This is a genomic window from Vagococcus salmoninarum, assembly GCF_003987495.1.
Classification (GTDB): Bacteria; Bacillota; Bacilli; order Lactobacillales; family Vagococcaceae; genus Vagococcus_D; species Vagococcus_D salmoninarum.
In genome coordinates, this window is the sequence record NZ_NGJU01000004.1 from 64,259 (window position 1) to 87,984 (window position 23,726).

General features: G+C 38.8%; 20 protein-coding genes. 4 read left to right on the forward strand and 16 right to left on the reverse strand.

Going from position 1 to position 23,726, the window contains the following annotated elements:
• Nucleotides 1-64: 64 nt before the first annotated feature.
• From CBF35_RS03660 to ppdK, 4 genes are all read right to left on the reverse strand, one after another.
• Nucleotides 65-1,411 carry an APC family permease gene (locus CBF35_RS03660; protein ID WP_126778634.1) on the reverse strand — a complete coding sequence of 449 codons (1,347 nt, stop codon included), beginning with the start codon at nt 1,409-1,411 and terminating at the stop codon, nt 65-67.
• Nucleotides 1,412-1,569: 158 nt separating this feature from the next.
• A complete protein-coding gene (locus CBF35_RS03665) occupies nt 1,570-2,376 on the reverse strand; it encodes a pyruvate, water dikinase regulatory protein (protein ID WP_407290313.1) in 807 nt (268 codons plus the stop codon).
• Between the two features lie 15 nt (nt 2,377-2,391).
• Complete coding sequence (locus CBF35_RS03670) at nt 2,392-3,030, reverse strand: helix-turn-helix transcriptional regulator (RefSeq protein ID WP_126778636.1); 639 nt, start codon at nt 3,028-3,030, stop codon at nt 2,392-2,394.
• Nucleotides 3,031-3,117: 87 nt separating this feature from the next.
• Nucleotides 3,118-5,739, reverse strand: a complete 2,622-nt coding sequence (ppdK, locus tag CBF35_RS03675; RefSeq protein ID WP_126778637.1) for a pyruvate, phosphate dikinase — start codon at nt 5,737-5,739, stop codon at nt 3,118-3,120.
• A gap of 201 nt (nt 5,740-5,940) precedes the next feature.
• Between ppdK and CBF35_RS03680 the strand changes: the two genes are divergently transcribed.
• Nucleotides 5,941-6,618, forward strand: a complete 678-nt coding sequence (locus CBF35_RS03680) for a histidine phosphatase family protein (protein WP_126778638.1) — start codon at nt 5,941-5,943, stop codon at nt 6,616-6,618.
• Nucleotides 6,619-6,838: 220 nt separating this feature from the next.
• Here the strand turns inward: CBF35_RS03680 and CBF35_RS03685 are convergent, their stop codons facing one another.
• From CBF35_RS03685 to CBF35_RS03710, 6 genes are all read right to left on the reverse strand, one after another.
• Nucleotides 6,839-7,633 (reverse strand): histidine phosphatase family protein, encoded by a 795-nt coding sequence (locus tag CBF35_RS03685; RefSeq protein ID WP_126778639.1) that lies wholly within the window; start codon nt 7,631-7,633, stop codon nt 6,839-6,841.
• Nucleotides 7,634-8,491, reverse strand: a complete 858-nt coding sequence (locus tag CBF35_RS03690; protein WP_126778640.1) for a Cof-type HAD-IIB family hydrolase — start codon at nt 8,489-8,491, stop codon at nt 7,634-7,636.
• Nucleotides 8,492-8,551: 60 nt separating this feature from the next.
• Nucleotides 8,552-10,021, reverse strand: a complete 1,470-nt coding sequence (locus CBF35_RS03695) for a glycoside hydrolase family 1 protein (protein WP_126778722.1) — start codon at nt 10,019-10,021, stop codon at nt 8,552-8,554.
• 74 nt (nt 10,022-10,095) lie between these two features.
• On the reverse strand, nt 10,096-11,961 hold the full coding sequence (locus CBF35_RS03700; RefSeq protein WP_126778641.1) for a beta-glucoside-specific PTS transporter subunit IIABC: 1,866 nt from the start codon (nt 11,959-11,961) through the stop codon (nt 10,096-10,098).
• Between the two features lie 140 nt (nt 11,962-12,101).
• Complete coding sequence (locus tag CBF35_RS03705; protein WP_126778642.1) at nt 12,102-12,941, reverse strand: PRD domain-containing protein; 840 nt, start codon at nt 12,939-12,941, stop codon at nt 12,102-12,104.
• 257 nt (nt 12,942-13,198) lie between these two features.
• Nucleotides 13,199-14,131 (reverse strand): helix-turn-helix transcriptional regulator, encoded by a 933-nt coding sequence (locus tag CBF35_RS03710; protein ID WP_126778643.1) that lies wholly within the window; start codon nt 14,129-14,131, stop codon nt 13,199-13,201.
• A gap of 115 nt (nt 14,132-14,246) precedes the next feature.
• Here CBF35_RS03710 and CBF35_RS03715 point away from each other — a divergent pair, with 115 nt between their 5' ends.
• Nucleotides 14,247-14,885 carry a type 1 glutamine amidotransferase family protein gene (locus tag CBF35_RS03715; RefSeq protein ID WP_126778644.1) on the forward strand — a complete coding sequence of 213 codons (639 nt, stop codon included), beginning with the start codon at nt 14,247-14,249 and terminating at the stop codon, nt 14,883-14,885.
• 123 nt (nt 14,886-15,008) lie between these two features.
• On the opposite strand, the gene CBF35_RS03720 is transcribed toward CBF35_RS03715, so the two are convergent.
• The 6 genes from CBF35_RS03720 to CBF35_RS03745 all read right to left on the reverse strand — a co-directional run bounded on the left by CBF35_RS03720 (nt 15,009) and on the right by CBF35_RS03745 (nt 20,604).
• A complete protein-coding gene (locus CBF35_RS03720) occupies nt 15,009-16,061 on the reverse strand; it encodes a Gfo/Idh/MocA family oxidoreductase (protein WP_126778645.1) in 1,053 nt (350 codons plus the stop codon).
• Nucleotides 16,062-16,082: 21 nt separating this feature from the next.
• The gene (locus tag CBF35_RS03725; protein ID WP_126778646.1) at nt 16,083-17,051 is read right to left on the reverse strand and encodes a sugar phosphate isomerase/epimerase family protein; all 969 of its coding nucleotides are present in this window, start codon (nt 17,049-17,051) and stop codon (nt 16,083-16,085) included.
• A gap of 14 nt (nt 17,052-17,065) precedes the next feature.
• Complete coding sequence (locus tag CBF35_RS03730) at nt 17,066-17,785, reverse strand: ThuA domain-containing protein (protein WP_126778647.1); 720 nt, start codon at nt 17,783-17,785, stop codon at nt 17,066-17,068.
• Nucleotides 17,778-18,539, reverse strand: a complete 762-nt coding sequence (locus tag CBF35_RS03735; RefSeq protein ID WP_126778648.1) for a sugar phosphate isomerase/epimerase family protein — start codon at nt 18,537-18,539, stop codon at nt 17,778-17,780. The genes CBF35_RS03730 and CBF35_RS03735 overlap by 8 nt, the downstream gene beginning before the upstream one ends.
• Nucleotides 18,540-18,567: 28 nt before the next feature.
• Complete coding sequence (locus tag CBF35_RS03740) at nt 18,568-19,644, reverse strand: Gfo/Idh/MocA family protein (RefSeq protein ID WP_126778649.1); 1,077 nt, start codon at nt 19,642-19,644, stop codon at nt 18,568-18,570.
• 81 nt (nt 19,645-19,725) lie between these two features.
• Nucleotides 19,726-20,604, reverse strand: a complete 879-nt coding sequence (locus CBF35_RS03745) for an AraC family transcriptional regulator (protein ID WP_126778650.1) — start codon at nt 20,602-20,604, stop codon at nt 19,726-19,728.
• Nucleotides 20,605-20,773: 169 nt separating this feature from the next.
• Between CBF35_RS03745 and CBF35_RS03750 the strand changes: the two genes are divergently transcribed.
• Nucleotides 20,774-21,607, forward strand: a complete 834-nt coding sequence (locus CBF35_RS03750; protein WP_126778651.1) for an undecaprenyl-diphosphate phosphatase — start codon at nt 20,774-20,776, stop codon at nt 21,605-21,607.
• 238 nt (nt 21,608-21,845) lie between these two features.
• Nucleotides 21,846-23,723, forward strand: coding sequence for a heavy metal translocating P-type ATPase (locus tag CBF35_RS03755; protein ID WP_170174704.1), 1,878 nt, complete (start codon nt 21,846-21,848; stop codon nt 23,721-23,723).
• Nucleotides 23,724-23,726: the final 3 nt, after the last annotated feature.

Here is a 23,726-nt window from a genome sequence, read left to right on the forward strand (position 1 = left end):
TATTCAACAAAAAAACAACGAGCTAAGATGCCACTCGTTGTTTTTGATTGTAACTTCTTTGAGGTTAAATCTTAGCTTGTTTTTGATAATACCAACTACCAGCTAAACAAAATAAACCACAAATAACAATAAAACTCAGAACATACATAGGATTAGAGATAATCCCTCCTAAGACAATAATCAGACTGCCAACTATCCCGATAATTGGCGCTATTACACCTTTAAACCAACTTTTTATTTCTCCTTGTAATGTTAGCTTAATAATTTTTAGATACAGCAGTGGATAACAGATATAGCCAAAAACAATCGCAATTTCACTAATATCCCCACCAGCTAGGATGCCAGTCTTTTGAGTTAGATAATGAACTAGCATCCAAAATAAAGCCGAGCCATAAGACAACCAAAAAGAACCAAAGGACAACTGTTTTTTTTGATCTATTTTAGCAATTTTCTCCGAATAAGGCAGCATGCCTTTAGCTGCTAAGGCTTGAGGCATCCGTAAGTTGCCTAAAGTCACGCCGTTACAAACCCCTAGCACGGAGACTATTACAAACAAAGTAATGATTGTGCCACCTTGTTTGCCTAACAACCACTGACCAACAGCGTAGACTGATTGATCACCAGCTGCCAAGATGTATTCAGGCCCTAATATTTGATTCATGCCTAAAAAGTAAGTCACATAGACAATCAAGACTACTAAAGGACCAATTGTTAAGGCTAAGGGCATTGTCCGTTTAGGATTTTTTATTTCATTAGTGATACTAATAGCAATTGGCCAGCCATCATAAGAAAAGGCTACTGGTGCTAAGGCAGCTAGCCAGCCCCAACCGACATTCGTTTTTGGTACTGAAACCATTTCAGGTGGGATGCTGGGCACTTCTTTTGTCCAAAAGAAACCGACTAAGGCAATGCCAATCAAAGGTACTAACTTAACGTAGGTTGAAATGACTTGAAAACGGCCACCTAAAATTAATGATAGGTAGTTCATACCATAAATACCACTTAAGTAAGCCAAGCCGATTAAAATTTGCCATTCTAACGTATTAGGTAACCCTAAGATAATTAATGTGTAAATTCCCGCAGCCCAGGCAACGACGACATTAATCGTAGGATAGTATAAAAAGGTTTGAAACCAGCCAAAGCCATTGGCTGCTTTTGGTGAAATAAATTCTTCAAAATAACCGACTAAGCCACCACTTTTATTCGTTCTAACTGACAATTCTGTTAAGCTAATACTGCCAAAAATAATACTTAAAGCGCCAATTCCAAGAACTAAGACGCCTAACCAGACATTCCCACCGGTAAATTGTAAAATATTATCAGCTTTAAAAAATATGCCTGAGCCGATACAAATCCCGACAATCATCGTAATGGCTGTCATTAACCCATAGTGCTGCTCTTCTTTTTTCATCTAATTATCTTCCTTTTATATACATCATTATACTCTCTTAATCAACGATAAATTATATCACACTCTCTCAAAGAAAACCGTTTTATATTCGAATTTTAATCAAAAAAGACATTACTAATAAACTGGCTGTTTACTAGTAATGTCTGACTATTAGTTGCTTAGTAGTTTTTGTTAAAGCCTTCAATAATCGCTGCGGTCTCTTCGACTGCCTTATCATCAACTTTTACGACGTGGGCATTTAAGCGCTTAAACAAGTCTTCTGCATACAATACTTCTTCTTGAATTCGCTCAATATTAGCATACTTAGAATCGCCATTTAAACCTAAGCCGTTTAAACGTGATTGTCTAATTTTTAAAATACGTTCTGGATCAGCTGTTAAGCCAATAATTTTTTCTGCGGGAATGTCAAATAGTTCTTCTGGTAATGGCACTTCCGGAATTAATGGTAAGTTAGACACTTTGTAAGATTTGTTAGCTAAGTACATGCTTAAAGGTGTTTTTGAAGTTCTAGAGACTCCTAAAATCACAAAATCAGATTGTTTAAAGCCACGAGAATCTTTACCATCGTCATACTTAATCGCAAACTCAATGGCTGCTACGCGATTAAAGTATTCTTGGTTTAACTTATGTAAAGCACCTGGCTCCTCTTTAGCAATAATTCCCGTTTTCCCTTGAATTAACTGCGTTAAGGGTGTCATAAAGTCAACATAATCAAGGCCTGTTTTTTGAGAAAATTCGGTTAAAACAGCAACTAATTCTTGATTAACTAATGTCGCTACAACGACTGCTCGTTCGTTTAATGCATCAGCTAAAATTTTCTTTAAGTCCGCTTCATTATTAATAAATGGAAAACGGCGAATATCGGTAGCTTCAATATCTGGAAATTGGGCCATCACTGCGGAAATAACTTTTTGAGCAGTTTCGCCAACTGAATCTGATACAATAAATAAGTTTGCTTTTGTCATATTTTTCATTCCTCTTTATTCTTCTTTATTTTTTTCGACTTCATAACCTGCGGCAATAAAGTGACTTAATAATTTACTTTTAGAAATTTTTCCGATAACTTTTTTACTGTTTTCTGGATCAATGACTGGTAGTGAATCGACTTGTTGATGAATAATCAAGTAACCGGCATCAATAATTCGCTCCTTAGGGGTGACCGTCACGATATTTGGCATTCGTGTCATAATCATTCCAACGGGAACAGCACTAATATTTGGGTTATTGACGGTCGCTCTTAATAAATCTTTCCGTGAGACTAAGCCGACAAAATCGCCCTCTTCATCAATGACATAGAGACTACCCGTATCGTGCATAAACAAGTCAGTAATGCCATCTTGGATTGAAGTCGTTTGTTTAATAAAGACTGGTGGAACCATAATATCTTGTAACTTTAAATGAAACAATTCTTCGTACAGGAGTGGTTCAATTGTTTGTCCTGAATAGATGTAACCGACTTTTGGACGAGCATCTAGGATGCCAGTCATTGTCAACAAAGACAAATCATTACGTAAGGTCGGTTTCGTCAAGCCAAGTTGTTGCGCAATTTTATCTCCACTAATTGGTTCTTGACTCTTGACTATCTTGATAATTGTTTTTTGTCGTTCTGATAGCTCCATAGTTTATCCCTCATCTTATTGGTTAGTCAAATCCATTATATAAGACGTCTTAATTAAATACAATAGGTTTCAATTAACTTTATTTTTTTATTTTTGTGTTTCAATAGCAGCTTGAGCCACTGCTAAACGAGCAATTGGCACTCTGAAGGGCGAACAAGAGACATAATCAAGCCCTAATTTTTGGAAAAAGGCAATTGATTTAGGATCGCCACCGACTTCCCCACAGACCCCAATTTTGAAATCAGGCTTAACGTCACGCGCCGTTTCGACGGCAATTTTCATTAATTCGCCAACTCCTTCAACATCGACAGTTTGGAAAGGATCTGCTGGTAAGACATTCTCTTGTTGGTATTTAGTAATAAATTTACCGGCATCGTCTCGAGAATAGCCATAAGTCATTTGAGTCAGATCGTTCGTTCCAAAACTAAAGAACTCCGCTTCTTCCGCAAGTTGGTCGGCAATTAGACAGGCTCTTGGCAACTCAATCATCGTCCCGATGGTGTAATTCACAATCGTTTTTTCAGCTTTCATGACTTCTTGAATGACTTGGGTTAATAGCTCTTTTAAGAGAACTAATTCCTGTTTCAACCCAACTAATGGAATCATGATTTCCGGCGACACTTGGATGCCTTCTCGAGCTAATTGGCAGGCACTTTTGATGATGGCTGCGACTTGCATTTCATAAATTTCTGGGAAAGTCACGCCGAGACGACAGCCACGATGGCCTAGCATCGGATTTGTTTCATGTAATTCGTTGATTCGGCTTTGGAGACTCTCTAAGTCTTGACCTAATTCCGTCGCTAATGCGACTTCTTCTTTTAAACTATGAGGTAAAAATTCATGTAAGGGTGGATCTAACAACCGAATCACAATCTCTTTGGATTTAGTTTTCTTAAAGATTTGCGTGAAATCTTCTGTTTGCATATGAAGTAAGGCAGCTAAAGGATTTGCCCGTTTGCCTTGACTTTCAGCTAAGATTAAACGGCGCATTTCCCGTAAACGGGGGCCTTCGAAAAACATATGCTCGGTTCTAGCTAAACCGATCCCTACCGCTCCAAAATGGAAGGCTTGGGCAATGTCTTGAGGGGTTTCAGCATTGGCTCTGACTTTCATCGTTGCTAACTCATCAGCCCAAGTCATTAATTCTCTAAAGACTTCAGTTTCTTCATTTTTTTCAGTTGGTAACTCACCTAAGTAAACTTTTCCGTGACTGCCATCAACAGAGATCACATCCCCTGCTTGTAAAACCCCACCTTGGTAACGAACGGTTCTAACAGTTTCATTGATTTCTAAATCATTACAACCAGCCACACAACAAGTCCCCATTCCCCGGGCGACAACAGCAGCATGGGAAGTCATTCCGCCACGACTCGTGACGATTGCTTCACTAATACTCATAGCTTCCACATCTTCTGGCGACGTTTCTTGACGAACTAAGATGACTTTATGGCCTTTCGCTACTTGTGCTTTGGCTTCATTTGTATCAAAGACAATAATCCCCGTGGCGGCTCCAGGACTTGCCGGTAAACCAGAACCGACTTTTTCAGCTGATTTTAAACCGGCTAACGTAAAGACTGGGTGCAGTAATTGATCAATCATCTCTGGCTCAATCCGCATAATGCCTTCCGCTTTCGTTAAAACACCTTCAGTAACTAAATCATGGGCTACTTGGAAAGCCGAACGGGCAGTCCGCTTGCCATTACGAGTTTGTAAGAAGTAAAGTTTGCCTTCTTCAATTGTAAATTCAATGTCTTGCATGTCCCGATAATGTTCTTCTAGCAGCTTCGCTGTAGTAATAAATTCTTGATGAATCTCTGGCATAATTTCAGCTAGTTTAGCTAATGGTTCTGGGGTACGAATCCCTGCTACCACATCTTCCCCTTGGGCATTCACTAAAAACTCACCGAAAATCGCTTTATCGCCAGTCGCTGGATTACGTGTAAAAGCCACGCCGGTTCCACTATTTTCGCCACTATTGCCAAAGACCATCGTTTGAATGTTTACTGCTGTGCCTAAATTATGATCAATGTCATTTAAATTACGATAAACTTTCGCCCGGTGGTTGTTCCACGAACGAAAAACCGCTTCAATCGCTAAAAATAATTGGTCCATCGGTTCTTGAGGGAAGCTCTTATGAATGGTCTCCTCATAAATATCTTGATACGCTTTAACGACTTGTTGTAAGTCTTCTGCTGTTAATTCTGTGTCCGATTGGTAATCGTATTGATCTTTTAAATAATCTAAGTATTGTTCAAAGCGGTTTTTATCAATGCCGTAAACGACATCACCAAACATTTGTAATAGACGACGGTAACAATCGTAAGCAAACCGACGATCGCCAGTTTTTTCGGCTAAGACTTCCACCGTTTTATCATTTAAACCTAAGTTTAAAATCGTATCCATCATTCCTGGCATTGAAAAGACTGAACCACTGCGAACAGATAACAGTAAAGGATCTTGGTTGTCATTAAATTTCTTACCATGTTGTTCTTCCAGTTTGCCTAAGGCCGCCAAGATTTCTTGTTTCAAATCATTCCCTAGTTCTTCTTGATTTGCTAAATAAGACATACAAGCTCCTGTACTGATCGTAAAGCCTGGGGGAACTGGTAAACCTAAGTTAACCATCTCGGCTAAATTAGCGCCTTTGCCTCCTAAAATACTCTTCATTTCTGCATTACCTTCATAAAATTGAAAGACATTTTGATTCATTAACTATTTCCCACTTTCTAATAAGACGTATTATTGACTACACTTATAATATATAGTACGTCACATTGAAAAGCAATAGCACATTCACTTTTTTATTTTATTTCCCTTTTTTGAGTTTATTAACAATCAAGCTTTTTTATTCTAATAGTTCCTTATGTTATAATGAACTTGTACTAACTATGATAAAAGTGAGGGAATTGAATGTCAGAAAAAACAGTATTGTATATTGCCAGACATGGACAAACCTATTTTAATCGTTCACAGCGAGTTCAAGGTTGGTCTGATACACCATTAACACCTGAAGGAGCTCAAAATATTACTTATTTAGGTAAAGGCTTAAAAGACATCCCTTTTAAAAACGCCTACTCAAGTGATGCTGGTCGCGCCCGCGAAACGGCTCAATTAGTTTTAGCCGAGCATCATGATCAAGGGATCGCTCATCAAATCGAACCACGGATCAGAGAATGGGGATTTGGTAGTTACGAAGGAGAATTAGAAAGTAACTGGATGACAGAACTAGCTAAAATCGGTGGTTACGCCTCTGCTGCGGAACTCCGCTCCCAAGATATAGCTTTTGAAGACATGGCGAATGCTATTCACCAACTAGATAATGAAGGCTGGGCTGAGAACTACGAGATGCTTGTTTCCCGTATTATGGCTGGCTATCGTCAGATCGCTGAAGAAACAGCCGCACAAGGTGGCGGTAACGTCTTTGCCGTTTCCCATGGTTTAACGATTGCTTTATTTTTGTCTTTAATCGATAAAGATTTAAAACTTCGTGGCTTAGAAAATGGTAGCATCTCTAAAATTATTTTCGAAGATGGGCAATTTACGATCGCTGAAGCTAATAACATGAGCTATATGGACAATGGCCGCTAAGTTAAGTAGTACTAAAAACTTGTTACCCATAACAAATAAGCGACTTCCTCAGATTCTTTACAGAATTTGCAGTGAAGTCGCTTATTTTTATTGTCTATTAATAAAAGAAATGCTAATAAATTAATGTTAAGTCTAAAATAAACAACAAAAATTAATTCTATTACTTGCGAAAGTATCACTTTTCCTTTAAAGGCCATTTAGAACCTTTCGCTCCTCCTCTTTATGGTAAGCTCTCGCCTTTTTCAATATAACTAGTCTCCCCAATACTTTCTACCCTTAAAGCACCATCTTTGTAAATAACTTTTGAAACACTAGCATTAGGTAAATGACGATCTGTATTCTCTTCTGTTAGGTCAGATAATAAACTACTAATAGCCATACCATGAGAGACGACTAAAATATTTTCTTGATTCTTTTCTAGAGAAGTTTGGCCAATTTCTTTCAGCTCTTTTTGGAACCTTGCTCGAACAGCTTCATACCTTTCAAAAGTACCTGTTTCATCATTAGCTGCCATGGCATTTGTGATGGCTTCTAATCCAACTTCTTCAAGTTCTGGCATCAAAGCCTCACGATTTTTGAAACCTAATTTTTCAGCGGCTGGGTTCCACATTTCTTCATCTAATTCCCCCTCGAACTTACCAAAATTCATTTCTCTAAAATTAGCTTCTTCATTGATTTCTAAGTCAGTTTGTCCTTGGGCAGCCATAACAATTTTCGCCGTTTCTCTGGCTCGACCTGAGTCACTAGTATAGACGCTATCAAACTTAATATCTTTTAACCCTTTGCCTAAAAACTCCGCTACTTCAATCCCCTCTGCCGTTAAAGGCGTATCGGACCACCCTTGAACTTTACCCATAGTATTAAAAATAGTCTTGCCATGTCTGGTAACATAAAATGTGACTTCTGTAGTTTCTGTTGCTGGCTTAACAGCAGCTTTTTTCTCAGGCTGAGACGAGCAAGCCACTAGAAACAAACTACTTAAACCAATCACTATTAATTTTAAAACTTTTTTCATCTAAAAAATCTCCTTTTCTAGTAAACCATTTCTTAATAAGCTGTTAGCAATCCCATTTTCTTCAGCAATCGCCGTAATTTCATCGACTAACGCTTTTAGTTCTGGTGTGCCATTTGTCATGGCCACTTTATAATTCACAGCTTGGAACATGGCAATATCATTATTCCCATCACCGTAAGCCATTGTTTGGCCTTGGGGATGCTTTGTTAAAGCTAGCACTTTATTAATCGCTGTTTGCTTATTAATGCCTTTAACTGCAATTTCCCCACTTTGACTACCAAATTGCGGAACGGTGGTCCGGTACATTTGAAAGTCATCGCCGAAGGTCTCCGCCACTTCTATGAAAGGATGGCCATTACTAATAAAAGATATTTTATTCACATTCCCGTAATCAAGTTCTATTCCTTTAGTTTCTTTAAGTAAATCGTAAAACCAATCAAACTCCCTAATTGCTTCTTGGTAAGCTGGCGACTCTTCGACTAAGCCTGCCGTTACTTGATTAATAATCGACGGCACGCAATTCTCGCTACCAAAAAGACCATCATTTGATTCTAAGTAATAGCCAATATTATGTTGCTGAAAATAAGCAATAATTTCTAAGACGGCCAGTTTCGGTAAACGTAAATGTTCAACAACTTCACCAGCAATTTCGATATAGCCACCACCAGCTCCGATGATCCCTTGAAAACCAATCTCTAAAATACTCGGAATTAATTCCGGCTTGGAACGGCCTGTACAAATGTAAAAGTCATGGCCTTGGCTTTTGGCTTGTTGAATGGCTCTGTTGGCGGAAAGGGGAACTTCCCCGGCGGTATCACATAAAGTCCCATCAATGTCCATAAAGATTAATTGTTTCATCATCTGCTCTCCTTTTAAAAAAGCAAGCTAACTGAACTACCATTAGCTTGCCTCCTTGATTTATCCTTCTAAGTTTTCACCATTTGTGGCAATGACTTCTTTATACCAATAAAATGAATCTTTAGGTGTCCGTGCTAACGTTCCTTTACCTTCGTCGTCTTGGTCCACATAGATAAAGCCATAACGCTTAGTCATTTGGGATGTCCCGCAACTTACTAAATCAATACAGCCCCAAGTTGTGTACCCCATTAAGTCAACCCCATCTTTAATGGCTTCTTTCATTTGTTCAACGTGTTTTTTAATGTAGTCAATCCGGTAATCATCGTGGATTTGACCATCGGCTGTCATGACGTCTTTTGCCCCTAAGCCGTTTTCACAAACGAATAATGGCAACTCGTAACGGTCGTATAATTTCATTAACGAAATTCGCAAACCGATTGGATCGATTGGCCAATCCCATTGTGATAATTCTAAATGCTCATTTTTGATTGGACTATCAAATGAACCAGCTAATTTACTAGCATCGGGACGGGCTTCTGTGACGTGAGTCATGTAGTAACTAATCGCTACATAATCGACTACCCCCGCTTTCAGTATTTCTGCATCTCCTTCAGCCATTTCAATTGTGAGATTATTATCAGCAAAGTAACGGGTCATATAACTTGGGTATTCGCCCCGGGCTTGAACGTCTGGGTAAAACATATTTAATTGATTTGATTTTAAAGCTTGCAGTTGGTCTTCTGGTTTTGTCGTTTTCGCGTAAGATTCAATTTGGTTAATCATACACCCAATTTGAGCTTCTGGCATAATTTCATGAGCTAACTTAACAGCTATCGCACTAGCTAAAAATTGATGATGAGACGCTTGGTAAGTTGCTTGTAACACATTGTCAACTAAGTCAACGTGGGCCCCTGCCCCAGTATACAAACTATTTAAGTTCATGTTCATTTCATTAAATGTGATCCAATACTTAACTTTTTTAGCATACCGTTCAAAAATCGCTCGGGCATAGTTTTCAAATAACGGAATCAACTCACGACTAACCCAACCATTGTAACGACGTGTTAATTCGATTGGCATTTCATAGTGAGACATCGTAACTAAAGGTTCAATTCCATATTTAGCACACTCGTCAAAAACCTTATCGTAAAATGCTAAACCGGCTTCATTCGGTTCTGTTTCTAAACCTGTAGGGAAAATTCTAGCCCAAGAAATCGAAATTCTAAAGGTTTTAAAACCCATTTCAGCAAACAAAGCAATATCCTCGGCGTAACGATTATAAAAATCAATGCCCCAGCGTTTTGGAAATAAGTATTTTTCAGGGTTTTCAGTGTACTCAGCTAACTCTTGGGAGCTAACATTAAAAGTAAAGTTATCGACTGCCCCACTAGCATAAGGGTCTTTATAGGCTGCGAAGTCACTAGTTGACAGCCCTTTGCCACCTTGGTCAAAAGCCCCTTCAATTTGATTGGCAGCTGTTGCGCCACCCCATAAAAAGCCTTTTGGAAATCCTGTTTGTAAGTTGTTCATCATGATAAATTCCTCCTATAGTCTTCATTTATTTTAAAGTTGTCTGCCTCGGTAGGCAGACTAACTGTCTTACCTTAATTAATTAACATTAATAATTTACTTTCACCAGCTGTAGCGACTAAATTGGCAGTGTGAATCACATCTAAATACTGAGACGAGTTAGTTACAATGACTGGTGAAATCAGATTGATTCCAGCTTCTCGCAGACTTTCTAAATCAAATTCTAAGATAGCTTGACCTGGGGTTATGGCTTCCCCTTCAGTGACTAACAGTTTAAAGCCTTTACCGGCTAGCTCAACTGTTTCTAGTCCGATGTGAATCAATAACTCCACTCCCTCTTCAGATGTCAAACCGATGGCATGATTCGTTGGGGTTAGCATCGTCACATGACCGGCGAATGGGGCTTTAATCACCCCTTCTTGAGGCATAATCGCTACTCCTTGCCCGACAATCCCATTGGCAAAAGTCGCATCTGGGACACTTTCTAAAGGTAAAACATCGCCACTTAATGGACTTAAAATATCAATTGGCAAGTCTTGATTTCTTTGAGCTAAGTTAGTCTCCCCGGCTGAGGGCGACTCTTTTGGTCCCACTTCGTCGAAGGTCAGCATTAAAGTCAAAATGAAGGAGACACTGAAACTTAGGCCAATTCCTAAGACTGCTAACATAAAGTTATTCGTGCCTTTTTCAAGATAAGAAGGCAATGACATAATTCCCGGAACAGCGAAGGCAAAACTCTTAACTGTGAACAAGCCGAAGATGGCCCCACCGACAGCCCCACCAGCTAAACTTGCATAGAAAGGCTTTTTCAGTTTCATCGTCACGCCGTAAATCGCTGGTTCGGTAATTCCGAAGATAGCTGGAATCAACGTCGAGAGTGACAGTTGTTTCATTTTTTTATCTTTCGTTTTCACAAATACCCCTAAGACGGCTCCGGCTTGAGCTAAGTTAGCAACAAAGTTCATTGGTAATAACATGATGTCATAGCCAACTTTGCCGAAACTAGCAAAAGTTCCTGGGAAGAAAGCGTAGTGCATACCAGTAATGACAATTAAAGGCATTAATCCTCCCATTAACATTCCAGCTAAAGGCCCTGCAACAGCAAACATAGTGGCAAAGAAGCGTTCTAAGTAAACGCCGATGTAATTACCTAAAGGCGCGATGACCATTAGTAGAATCGGCGCTGTAATTAATAAAGTTAACAAGGGTGAAAAAATAATTTTTAATGATTTTGGAACTAATTGGTTGATGTATTTATGGACATAACTTAATAATAAGACACCTAAAATAATTGGTAAGACCGATGAGGCGTAGCTATTCATCGGAATACTCATGCCGAGAAATTTCAGATGACTGACTTCCCCACCTGCTGCATAATTCATAATCGTCGGATACATTAAAATTCCCGCTAAAGTCACCGCTAATGATTGATCGGTTTTAAAGCGTTTAGCTGCCGAAAAAGCAATTAGAAATGGCAGGAAATAGAATGGCGCATCAGAAATCATATTTAAAATTTCATAACTTGAACTTGTTTCCGATAACAGTTTCATAGCAACTAATAACGCCATGACTCCTTTTAGTAATCCCCCACCTGTAATCGCTGGTAACAAGGGTGTGAAAATCCCTGATATCGTGTCTAAAACGACTTCGATCGGGTTGCCTCGATTACTGCTTTCATTATTTTCCGTAAGTTTGCCATCTAGTAACTGACTGATTTCAGCATAAACACTAGTGACTTCATTGCCGATAATAATTTGAAATTGACCGCTTTGAAACTGGGCCCCTAAGACCCCTTCTAAGTTACGAATCCTTTCTAAATTAATACTCTCTTTGTTTTTAAAATTAAAACGTAGACGGGTAATACAATGCCAACTTTGATTAATGTTGCCGGCGCCCCCTAATTCTTCAATAATGGCTTGGGCTAGTTCTTTCTTATTCATGTTCAGTCCTCTTTTCTATGAATTTTTCTATCAAAAAAACCTAAACAAAAATCTGCAGACTTAATCATATAAATTAAGCTTTGCACATTTTTGTTTAGGTTAATGCCTAGTTTTAGTAACACACCACTACAAAATGTTATTTAGTTTTTATCCTCTTTAATAATTCGTTCAATATGAATCACTAAGTAAACAATTTCATCTTCTGAGACTTGCCAGCTATAATCTTTTTCAAGCATTTCTTTAATCATTAGGCCACAAGCATAGCTTTTAATGTAACGTTCCCGAATAATTGCTTTTAAGTCATTGTCCATTGCCACCGTTTTAGCTTCTGTTGATTCTTGACGGGCAATAAAATAGCGTAAGTGAGTGATAAACCGTGAGTAAGTCATCGTCGTTTTATCTAAAGTAACATCGAAAAGCCCTTGAATGATTTTAACAATGTCCTTAGTCAAAGTCGTCATACGAATCGTTTGATTCATTGACTGATTATCCGTTTGGGCATTCACAAAATGCAAGGCAATAAAAGATGCCTCAGTTTGGGGTAATTCCAGATTTAATTCTGTTTTAATCAAGTTTAAAGCTGCTTTACCAATTTCGTATTCCTGATAGTATAAATGGGGGATTTCCCACTGAAAGGGGGCATCAATATCAACTTCATGAGCTTTTCTTTCAACTGCAAACTTTAAATGATCGGCTAAAGTAAAAAACAAAGATGGGTTGATGGCCAAGTTTAAAGCTTGCTCGCCTAAGGTAATAATTTTTTCAGTGACACTTAATATTTCGGGTGGCAAACTTTCTAGTAATAAGCTAGCCTGACTATTTAAACCTGTTTGAAAAATTTTTGTCGCTTCTGCTAGATCAACTAGCTGACCTTTTTTTCGTTTAAAGCCAATGCCGGTCCCAAATGCCACTAGTTCGCTGCCTTCTTCAGTTACAGCTAAAATGATATTATTATTTAATGACTTGACTACGGTTAACATTGGGCTCCCTCCTCTAAAACCACATAAAAAAACACCAATATCGCTAATAACATTCATCCTGAAATGAAACGGGTTCCCCCTTTGTTATCGTTGACTTGGTGGTGCCTGATCGGATCAGTAACACTCCTGTATCTAACTTATACATCTACTTTAGCATTAAAAGAAAACGTTGTCAAACATTATTCTTAAGAGTAGTAAAGTTGTCAGCGATTGTTTAAGAGTTTCCCTTCTAGCAGCTGATGATCTCTTACGACGTGTTAACTTTGATACAACTGAGTTAACTCACCAATTTTTCTTTTCAATTCTTCTCGGACCTCGATAGGTTCTAAACACTCACACTTATTACCAAAACTTAGCACTACGTTGTAATAATAGTCAGTAGCAACGAAAGGAAAATCAACGAGATAGTAGTCATCCTTTTCTGCAGAAAAAGCCTCTAAGGAACAATAATCAAGGACCCGATCCATGACTGATTGATGGACTCGCAGTTTAATTGTCGTATGAATCGTCTCCCAAATCTCAGTAAAATCAAAGACCGGTTGTTCAAAGCTTCGCGGCTCAAAACTAGTTACCTCAACTGTTAAGTTGGACATACGTCCCAGTTTAAACAACCGAAAAGCTTGTCTTTGATGACAGTAACTGTAGCAATACCATTGATTACCTTTTAAGACAATTTGATAAGGCTCAACTTTCCGCTCCGTTTGCTGTCCTCGGGGATTAGTATAACTAAAAGCAATCAGCTGATTGTTTTTTAACGCTTTTTTGATGCTTTTTAGATCACTTTGAACATTGCGATCAGTTTGCCACTGACTTAAATCAATTTGAATTTGATTGGTTTTCAATGAAATATCAGCTTCCCGTTCCACTGGAATAAAACTTTTGACTTTGACAAGGGTATTAATCAACTCTTGACTCTCCACCATATTTGTAAGCCCTGAAAGGCCGATTAAAATAGTTGAAAGGTCGGTTGCGGAAAAAACATTGTTCGTAATTTTGTAGTTTTGCATAATTTCAAAGCCGCCACCAACTCCTGGTGTTGCATGAACCGGAATTCCAGCCAAATTAATCGCATCAATGTCCCGATAAATTGTCCGAAGAGAGACTTCAAACAATTCTGCAAGTTCTTGCGCGCTGATTCGCTTTTTATCTAATAGTATCGTAATAATACTGACAATCCTGCTTATTTTCATTGGCCACTTTCCTTTCATTCTTACTAATTGCCTTTATTTTAAATTGTTGACAGATAGTTGTCAACAATCCCTAAGTATACTAAAGAAGTAATTAATAATTATTGGAGGAATGATGATGAAAACAATTTATTTATACGTCCTTGAGACACTCGCTGACTGGGAAATCGGTTACTTGACTGCGGAGCTACATTCCAGACGCTTCTTTAAACAAGATGGGCCACAACTAACCTTGAAAACCGTCAATTACTCCCGAGAACCAATTACAACAATGGGTGGAATGACACTCACGCCTGACTGTTTAGTTAGCGAGATTCCCTTAAGTGAAACTGTTATGCTTATCTTACCGGGAGCGGACACTTGGAATCTCCCTGAACATGTTGCTATTCTTGAGAAAACAAAGGATTTACTAGCAGTTGGCGCCACAGTTGCCGGCATTTGTGGAGCCACAGTAGCTTTAGCTAATCATGGATTACTTGACGATGTCCTCCATACTAGTAACGGCCCAGGTTTCCTTGAAATGTTTTCACCGACTTATCTCGGACAAGACAACTATCGCAATCAACCCGTTGTCGTAGCTAACAATTTGATTACTGCTAATTCAACTGCTGGCTTGCTTTGGACTAAAGAAATCATTAAAGAACTAGCGGTTTTCCAACCAGCTACTTTAACGGCTTGGACTAATTATTTTTCCTCTGGCGATGCCAATTATTTTTATGAACTACTGGAAACTTTACCAGCTAGTCCGCAAGTTTAAAATCCCCTTAGCTACAGACCATTCAAAAAGGCTAGCAACTGGCGCTGTATTAGCCCTTTGCTAGCCTTTTTTGTAAGTCCTTTTGTTAGCTTTCAGCAAACTAAAAATGTTAGTTGCTCAAATTTAAGCCATAGTTATTTTTTCTTGTTTAAGACCGGCCTCAAAAATTCTTTCGATGAGTAATAAAACCTCTCGCACTTCCGGATTTTTAACAATTGGCTGGGCATCTTCACGAACCACTCGGTAAAAATTATCGTAAAAAGGTTCTAAATCAGTTGGTGCTGCAGGTAATGCTTTTCTTTCCGTCATCTCTTCTGAGGGCGGAGCCATCGTTTTAGTTAAGCCTTGGCCAGCTTGAATTGGGGTTGGTTCATATTTCTCCGTTGTTTCTCGTTGGAGGACTAACTCACCAGTTAAGTCCCAGTCATGAATAATCCCTGTTCCTCTGTAGCCTTTAACATACCAACGTGGCAACTTAATAAAGTTACTTGTACCAACTTCGATTTGAGCTCTAAACCCATTTTCAAAAATCAGTTGGCTGACAAAACCGTCATCAACTTCATCCCCTAACACATAGCTTAAATCGGCATAAACACTTTTCACTGGGCTATCAACCATGAATAGCAGCTGATCTAACAAATGAACGCCCCAGTCTAAAAGCATGCCGCCACCTTGAGCTTTCAAATGACGCCAGTCACCTGGTATGCCATTAGCTCCATGAACTCGGGATTCGATTTGGAAAAGTTCCCCTAGTTGTTGACTTTGATACAAGTCTCGCATAATTAAAAAATCTTCGTCCCAACGACGATTTTGATGAGTCATAAAGACTTTTTGATTTTTTTCTGCCACAGCCACAACGTCATCAAAGTCACTGACTGATAACATCACTGGTTTTTCGCAAACCACATGTTTACCAGCCTCTAAAGCGGCAATGGCTAATTTTTTATGAGAATCATTTGGTGTGGCGATTAAGACCCCTTCGACTGCCTTATCATTTAAGACTGATGCGAAAGTTGGATAGACTTTAAAGCCTTCATTTTGAGCTTCTGCCCTTTTCATCTCAGCAATATCATAAATACCATACGTTGTTAAATAGTCGTTTTTGCCAACTAAGTCCCGGGCATGATAACTACCCATGCCACCAAAACCAACAACTACCATCTTAATTTTTGTCATTTGACTTCCTCCTCTAGTGACTTAAGCCCACCACATATCTGTCGGCATCTCTTTAATCATAATACTTTCTAAATTAGTAACTGCTCGTTGGAAGCCTTCATCGATTGACATGATTGGGTCTTCATGTTCAATACTTAAAACATAATCGTAACCGTACATTCTTAAAGCACTAATCATGTCTGACCACTCTTGTAAACTGTGACCACAGCCTACTGATCTAAAGGTCCAAGCACGACTTTGAACATTGCCATAAGGTTGCATGTCAGTTAAACCATACATGTTAATGTTATCTTGATCTAAATACGTATCTTTGGCGTGGAAATGATGTATCGCCCCAGCTTTACCTAAGATTTTAATCGCTGCCACTGGGTCAATTCCTTGCCACCATAAATGTGAAGGGTCTAAGTTACAACCAATCGCCGGGCCTGTTGCTTCACGTAACTTCAACATCGTGTACGGCGTATGACATAAGAAGCCACCATGTAACTCGATTCCGATTTTAACATCGGCTGCTACAGCTACGTCATTGATTTCTCGCCAATAAGGGATTAATTTTTCTTCCCACTGGTACTCAAAACTATCATTATACTCTGTGGGCCAAGGTAAAACAGGCCAGTTAACTGCCGTATCTGTCGCATTCCCACCTGCCACACCTGAGAAACAGTTGACTACGGGGACATTCATCAGAGAAGCTAGCTCGATTGTTTTCCGTAGTAACTGATCGGCTTCTTGAGCGACTAAAGGGTCTGGTGAAATCGGGTTATGATGGCAACTAAAGGCACTAATCGCCAGACCTTTTGCCTTCAGCTTAGCTTGATAAGCTTCCCGGGCAGTTGGATTAGCTAGTAAGTCATCAATGTCACAATGGGCCTTACCTGGTGACCCCCCTGTACCGATTTCGACCATTTGCAAGCCTGCTTCTGCGACTTTCTCAAGCATTTCTTCAAAATTCAAGTTATTAAATAGTGGTGTAAAGACGCCTAATTTCATAATAATTGCTCCTTTTATTTTGCTTTTATTTGTTCTAACGCTTGGTGATTACCATATTTCGGATAAGGATTACTCGTTGGCTTTGCCCAATTGACGGCATTTTTCAAGACTTTTTGAATATCTTTATGATAGTACGTTGGGTACGTTTCATGACCAGGTTGGAAATAGAAAATCTTACCATTGCCCCGACGATACGTACAACCGCCACGAAAGACTTCCCCACCTTCATACCAATTAATAAAAATTAATTCATCTGGGGCTGGGATATCAAAGTGTTCGCCGTACATTTCTTCTTGTTCTAACTCAATGTATTCCCCAAGACCAGCCGTAATTGGGTGACTCGGATTGACGGACCAAATTCGACATTTTTCATTGGCTTCACGCCACTTCAAATCACAGCTTGTGCCCATTAATTTAATAAATATTTTTGACATATGGCCTGAGTGTAAAACGATCAAGCCCATGCCTTCAAGGACACGTTGATGAACTCGTTCAACAATCTCTTCAGCGACTTCATGATGGGCGACATGTCCCCACCACACTAACACATCCGTTGCTGCTAAGACTTCTGCTGTTAAGCCATGTTCTGGCTCATCTAATGTGGCCGTTCTAACATTAAAGTCCTCAGCTAAGACTTTTTTTAATTGGCCGTGAATCCCTTCAGGATAAACGGATTGAACGTCTTGATCGCTTAACTCATGACGGTATTCATTCCAAATAGTGACATTAATCATCTTTGTAAACCTCCTCTAATAGTTCCTTGATTGCTTTCAGATTTATCTCTGCACTAATTAGCGGCTGATGCTCTTGGAAAGCTTCTTGTTCAACGACAATCCAAGGCATCTTGCGGGCTTTCGCAAAGCTGAGATAACTCCTGATAGGTAACTGACCTTGACCAATTTCCGTACTTTGACTGCCAGTTTCAGTCATTAACAAGTCTTTAATATGTAATAATTCGATTTGTTCTTGGTGTTTTTGTAACCAAGGCAGTTCTGGAACACCGGCCTCAGCTAACCAATACGTATCAACTTCTAACCTCACTTCAGGGACAGTGGCGATTAGCTGTGCTAAAAGGTCAACTTCCGGAAAGGTAGTTAATTCATGGCTATGGTTATGATAGAGCAACTGTAACCCGGCTGCCTTAATCTTAGGTGCTAAGACTTTCAAAGTTTCAAAATATCCTTGCCAATCTGCTAAGCTTTCGCCTTGTAAATAAGGCACGACAATTCGCTGATTCCCTAAAGCTTGTTCGAAAGCTAAGGTTTCATCGAAGGTTTCAGTTAATTTTTGAAAACTGACATGGGAGCTAGAAACGACTAAATCTAGTTCCACTAATTTGGCTTTCAATGTTTCGGCGGAATAATCAAAGTAGTCGTAAAATTCAACCCCTTCATAACCGATGGCTTTAACTTTTTCTAAAGTCTTTAATAAATCTTTTTGACATTCTTCTTGGAGACTCCATAGTTGTAAAGAAATATTAGGTTTCATGCTTTTAGTCCTTTCCTATCGTTCCTCTTTAATTTAAATAGACAGGCTCTCCAGTTTTAGAAGACAAGTAAATTGCTTCTAAGATTTCTGTGACGACTAAAGCTTCAGCTGGCATTACCACAGGGTCACTATCTTCAAGAATCGCTTTGATCCATGATTGGGCTTCAACTAACGCCGGGTCATCACTAGCACCGTCATAAAAATCAACACCACCAGTTTCTAATTCGATTTTTTTCTCAAATAGTAAGCCGCGATCTTCCCCGTTAATTTCTAAGCCATTTTTCATGCCGGCTCCGCCTTTAGTGCCAGAAAGAGTCGTCGTTGCTTCACTAACATCTAACGTATTCAATGCCCAACTCGCTTCTAAGAAAATCGTCGCCCCGTTTTCCATTGTGACAAAACCAAAGGCCGAATCTTCCACAGTGAACTTCTCTGGGTCCCAAGGTCCCCAAGCGTTAGCCGCATTTTTAGTTTGGGATAATTTATGGTACGTGTTGCCCACAACGTATTTCGGTTTGTAGTTGTTCATCATCCATAAAGTTAAATCTAAAGCGTGAGTACCGATATCGATTAATGGTCCCCCACCCTGGGCCTCTTCATCTAAAAAGACGCCCCAAGTTGGCACAGCTCGGCGACGAATAGCATGGGCTTTACCTAAATAAATCTCGCCTAATTCACCGGCTTGACAAACTTCTTGTAAATATAAAGAATCTTTTCTAAAACGGTTTTGATAACCGATTGTTAATTTTTTACCAGTTTTTTCAGCAGCGGCAATCATTGCTCGGGCTTCCCCTGAGGTTTTGGCCATCGGCTTTTCACACATGACATGCTTATCCGCTTCTAGAGCGGCAATTGAAATCTCAGCATGTGAATTATTCGGTGTACACACATGGATCACATCGAGAGCTTGATCCGCTAAAAGTTCCCGATAATCTTGATAAACGGAGGCGTTTTCATTTCCGAAAGCTTTTTTAGCTGCTTCTGCTCTTTCTAAGACAACATCACAAAAAGCAACCATCTCAACTTCTTTGACTTGAGCTAATGCTGGCATATGTTTGCCATTAGCAATCCCACCACAACCAATAATTCCTATTTTTAACGTCATAAAAAATCCTCCTGAATGTTTTGTATTTGTTAACTCAACTATACAAAATATTCAAAAGGATTTCTTCCTTAGAGTTACCATTTAATTCCCGAATATTGACTTTTGATATTTTAAAGGAGAAATACCAACATTTTCTTTAAAGACGTGATGAAAGGTTTTGACACTATTAAAGCCTGCTCGTTCAGCAACTTCAATCATTGGTAATTCTTCTGTCCCTAAAATTGATTTTGCCATGTTAATTCGGTAATCTGTTAAAAAACCGACAAAGGTCGTACCAGTATTGGTCTTGAAAAAGCGGGTGAAATAATGAGGACTAAAGCCAATATCTTTAGCCACAGCTTCTAAAGTAATGCCTTGATTGTAATTACTTTCAATATAGGCAAAAATTTTATCCATTCGCTCTAAAGTTTCCTTGTTTTTCATCGAGTCATCTCGTAAGGCTTTTTTTTGATTATCTGATTTTTCAGGAACTTCCCGCATTAATAAGACAAGGATGCCTAGTAAATGTTGCTGAATGACGAAATCAAAGCCTGGTTTTTGAGTTTCTGACGCTTGATAAATTTTTTGTAAATAATTGCTCATCATTATTTCCGTGGCTTTTTGCCAGTTAACACTGACATTTTCCCGGCTATTAAAGATTGTCTGTAAGGATTCTTGACCTTTTTTAAGACCTAACTCTTCATTAAAGAGACTAAGATCAAACTGATAGACAAGTCTTTCACTTTCAGGACTAGCTAAGAAGTAATGGGTGGCGCCACTTTCAAAAAAGAGAATTTGTCCTTCATTCAGTGTCAACAATTCGTCATTGACACCGATTTTAATGCTGCCTTTGATGACATAAATAAACTCAATTTCTTTATGCCAATGGGGATAAACTAAGCCTTCGCCGTAGTCATTAAAACAGCGAAAAGGAAACTGTTTGTCTAGATCTGGTAATTCTAAGTAATTACTACTACTCACTTACTTCCCTCCTGCTTCTAACTCTTTATTTCCTTCTAGTATAACTTATTTTTGATTTCTTAGTTTATTATTAAGCTTTAAGAGATTCTTTGGTAATTTTCTCGATTTATAGGTATACTAAATTTGTATGTCGTTATACAAATACTCTTATTTTGAAAGGAATGACGGAATGGATTGGTATAATCTATTTAAAGCAGTCATCTTAGGGATTGTCGAAGGTGTGACTGAATGGCTCCCTATTAGTAGTACAGGTCACATCATCTTAGTCGATGAATTTTTAAACTTAAATGCCACTGCTGACTTTAAAGAAATGTTTAATGTAGTAATTCAATTAGGAGCAATTTTGGCAGTCTGTGTAATCTTCTTCCATAAATTAAATCCTTTTTCACCACAAAAAACTGACGTTGAGAAAAAAGATACTTGGTCTTTATGGTCAAAAGTTATTGTCGGGGCAATGCCTGCCGCAGTTGCCGGTTTGTTCTTAGACGATTGGTTTGAAGAACATTTCCACAGTTTCTTGCCAATTGCTATTATGTTAATTATTTACGGAGTTCTATTTATCGTCGTGGAAAATTACGTTAAAGATCAAACACCCCGCTGTTCAGACTTAAACAAATTTAACTACAAAGCCGCCTTAATTATTGGTGGTGCCCAAATTTTAGCCTTAATGCCAGGAACGTCTCGTTCTGGGGTCACGATTATTGCGGCCTTGTTAATCGGCTGTTCGCGTTATGTTGCCGCCGAATATTCTTTCTTCTTGAGTATTCCCATCATGTTCGGTGCAAGTGGCTTAAAAGTCCTTAAATTCCTCTTGAAGGGCAATCGCTTTACCTTAGAAGAAGTTCTCATTCTCCTAATCGGGTCAGTTGTGGCTTACTTCGTCTCAATCTTTGTCATTAAGTTCTTATTGAACTATATTCGTGGCAATGACTTTAAAGCCTTTGGTTGGTATCGCATTGTTTTAGGTGTGATCCTCATCGGTTATTGGCTAATTAAAATGTAAAGAAAAGAAGTAGTGACTTTCGTCACTGCTTCTTTATTTATAATCATTACAAAAATACTGATAATGAGAATCATTCTCTAAATTAACAATTCAAGCTATTAAATCATAAGTAATCTTATCAATAATGATTTAAATGACAAAAGATAAGAATTATCATTATCAGTTAGCTTGAATTGATTATCACTTAAGCTTTTTCTTTGCTATGCTTGAAATGAAAGAAACAAAGGAGATGGCAAAGATGAGTAAAATTAAACATGAACAAAAAGTAATCTTAGCAACAATCATCTGTGGCTTAATGTTGATTTTAGGTTGGTTACTTCAAAAAAATAATAATAGTTACTACCCACTAGTTTATGTCACCGGGATGGTCATTGGAGGTTTTTACCAAACAAAAGAAGGCTTAATCGAAACCTTTACTGAGAAACATTTAAGTGTCGACTTATTAATGGCCCTAGCTGCGATTGGCGCTTGTACGATTCAGTACTGGTTTGAAGGAATTATGCTAACCTTTATTTTTTCATTAAGTGGCTCCCTTGAAGAATACACGATGAATAAAAGCCAACAAGAAATTGCTAGCTTACTTAAAATGCAACCCGTGGATGGCTTGAAAATTTTAGCTGACGGTTCGACTAAAAAAGTCCCTGTAGCTGAATTAACGATTGGTGATCAGTTACTCGTCCCGAAAGGTGCTAACATTCCGATCGATGGATTAATTATGAAAGGTCATGCGATTTGCGATGAAGCCTCGATTACTGGTGAGTCTATTCCTGTTGAAAAAGGGCTAGGCCAAGAAGTCTTTGCCGGAACGATTAACTTAGGGAACGCCTTTGAAATCCAAGTCGCAAAAGAAAGTAAAGACACCTTGTTTAGTAAAATTATTACTTTAGTGGCTGAAGCTCAAAATACCCCTTCAAAAGCCGCTAGTTTTATTGATCGGATTGAAAATACCTACGTCAAAGTTGTCTTACTACTAGTGCCCTTAATGATTTTTATTCCTTACTTCTTCTTAGGTTGGAGTTGGAGTGAAAGTTTTTATCGCGGCATGGTCTTACTCGTTGTTGCCTCCCCTTGTGCTTTAGTGGCAGCAGCTACGCCGGCAACTTTAGCAGCCATTTCTTCTGGTGCTAGAAATGGTGTCCTTTTTAAAGGTGGCGTTTATTTAGAACATTTAGCTGAACTCAAAGCGATTAGTTTTGATAAAACCGGTACCTTAACTGCTGGTAAACCTGTTGTAACTGATGCTATTTTCGTAAATGAAGACTTAAAACAAACTGGTATTAATACTTTAGTTGCTATTGAACAAAGAAGTACCCATCCTTTAGCTAAAGCGATGACGACTTACTTTAAATCAGCTACAACTAGTTCCATGGCTGATTTAATTGTAGAAGATTTAACTGGTTCGGGAATGACTGGCCGAGAAAATAACCATCTTTGGAAAATCGGTAAAGCAGATTTCGCTGCTACCCAGGGACTAACTGAAGAAATAAAGGCTGGCGTCGACACTTTCCAAAAAGCCGGTAAAACAGTCATCTTTTTAGCCCGGGACACGGAAATTATCGGCTACTTTGCCCTCTTAGATGTGCCAACTCCGGCTGCTAAAGGGACGATTGATTATTTCCGGAGCCAAGGAATTCGCACGGTTATGATGACTGGTGATCACCAACAAACAGCCCAAGCAATCGGTCACTCACTTGGCGTGGATGATATTTACGCTAGCTGTACCCCAGAAGATAAAGCCCGCTTAATTAAAAACCAACAAGCTGACTATCAAGTCAATGCCATGGTTGGTGATGGGATTAACGATGCCCCAGCCTTAGCTAATGCCTCTATCGGTATTGCCATGGGGCAAGGGACAGATATCGCCATTGATGTAGCAGATGTTGTCTTAATGCGGAATGACCTTGAGAAACTACAAATGGCTCACGCATTAGCTAAAAAATTAAAAAGAATCATTACTCAAAATATTATCTTTTCCGTTTCTGTGATTTTATTGTTAATCATTTCTAACTTTATGAAAGTTGTTAGTTTACCAATTGGCGTCATCGGTCACGAAGGCAGTACGATTTTAGTCATTTTAAACGGCTTACGGATGTTAGCCCCACTTAAACTAAAATAGACT

Excerpts from the sequence above, each read along its gene's own strand:
- CBF35_RS03660 (WP_126778634.1), bottom strand. The coding sequence starts at position 1,411 with ATGAAAAAAGAAGAGCAGCACTATGGGTTAATGACAGCCATTACGATG.
- CBF35_RS03665 (WP_407290313.1), bottom strand. The coding sequence starts at position 2,376 with ATGACAAAAGCAAACTTATTTATTGTATCAGATTCAGTTGGCGAAACT.
- CBF35_RS03670 (WP_126778636.1), bottom strand. The coding sequence starts at position 3,030 with ATGGAGCTATCAGAACGACAAAAAACAATTATCAAGATAGTCAAGAGT.
- ppdK (WP_126778637.1), bottom strand. The coding sequence starts at position 5,739 with ATGAATCAAAATGTCTTTCAATTTTATGAAGGTAATGCAGAAATGAAG.
- CBF35_RS03680 (WP_126778638.1), top strand. The coding sequence starts at position 5,941 with ATGTCAGAAAAAACAGTATTGTATATTGCCAGACATGGACAAACCTAT.
- CBF35_RS03685 (WP_126778639.1), bottom strand. The coding sequence starts at position 7,633 with ATGAAAAAAGTTTTAAAATTAATAGTGATTGGTTTAAGTAGTTTGTTT.
- CBF35_RS03690 (WP_126778640.1), bottom strand. The coding sequence starts at position 8,491 with ATGAAACAATTAATCTTTATGGACATTGATGGGACTTTATGTGATACC.
- CBF35_RS03695 (WP_126778722.1), bottom strand. The coding sequence starts at position 10,021 with ATGAACAACTTACAAACAGGATTTCCAAAAGGCTTTTTATGGGGTGGC.
- CBF35_RS03700 (WP_126778641.1), bottom strand. The coding sequence starts at position 11,961 with ATGAATAAGAAAGAACTAGCCCAAGCCATTATTGAAGAATTAGGGGGC.
- CBF35_RS03705 (WP_126778642.1), bottom strand. The coding sequence starts at position 12,941 with ATGTTAACCGTAGTCAAGTCATTAAATAATAATATCATTTTAGCTGTA.
- CBF35_RS03710 (WP_126778643.1), bottom strand. The coding sequence starts at position 14,131 with ATGAAAATAAGCAGGATTGTCAGTATTATTACGATACTATTAGATAAA.
- CBF35_RS03715 (WP_126778644.1), top strand. The coding sequence starts at position 14,247 with ATGAAAACAATTTATTTATACGTCCTTGAGACACTCGCTGACTGGGAA.
- CBF35_RS03720 (WP_126778645.1), bottom strand. The coding sequence starts at position 16,061 with ATGACAAAAATTAAGATGGTAGTTGTTGGTTTTGGTGGCATGGGTAGT.
- CBF35_RS03725 (WP_126778646.1), bottom strand. The coding sequence starts at position 17,051 with ATGAAATTAGGCGTCTTTACACCACTATTTAATAACTTGAATTTTGAA.
- CBF35_RS03730 (WP_126778647.1), bottom strand. The coding sequence starts at position 17,785 with ATGATTAATGTCACTATTTGGAATGAATACCGTCATGAGTTAAGCGAT.
- CBF35_RS03735 (WP_126778648.1), bottom strand. The coding sequence starts at position 18,539 with ATGAAACCTAATATTTCTTTACAACTATGGAGTCTCCAAGAAGAATGT.
- CBF35_RS03740 (WP_126778649.1), bottom strand. The coding sequence starts at position 19,644 with ATGACGTTAAAAATAGGAATTATTGGTTGTGGTGGGATTGCTAATGGC.
- CBF35_RS03750 (WP_126778651.1), top strand. The coding sequence starts at position 20,774 with ATGGATTGGTATAATCTATTTAAAGCAGTCATCTTAGGGATTGTCGAA.
- CBF35_RS03755 (WP_170174704.1), top strand. The coding sequence starts at position 21,846 with ATGAGTAAAATTAAACATGAACAAAAAGTAATCTTAGCAACAATCATC.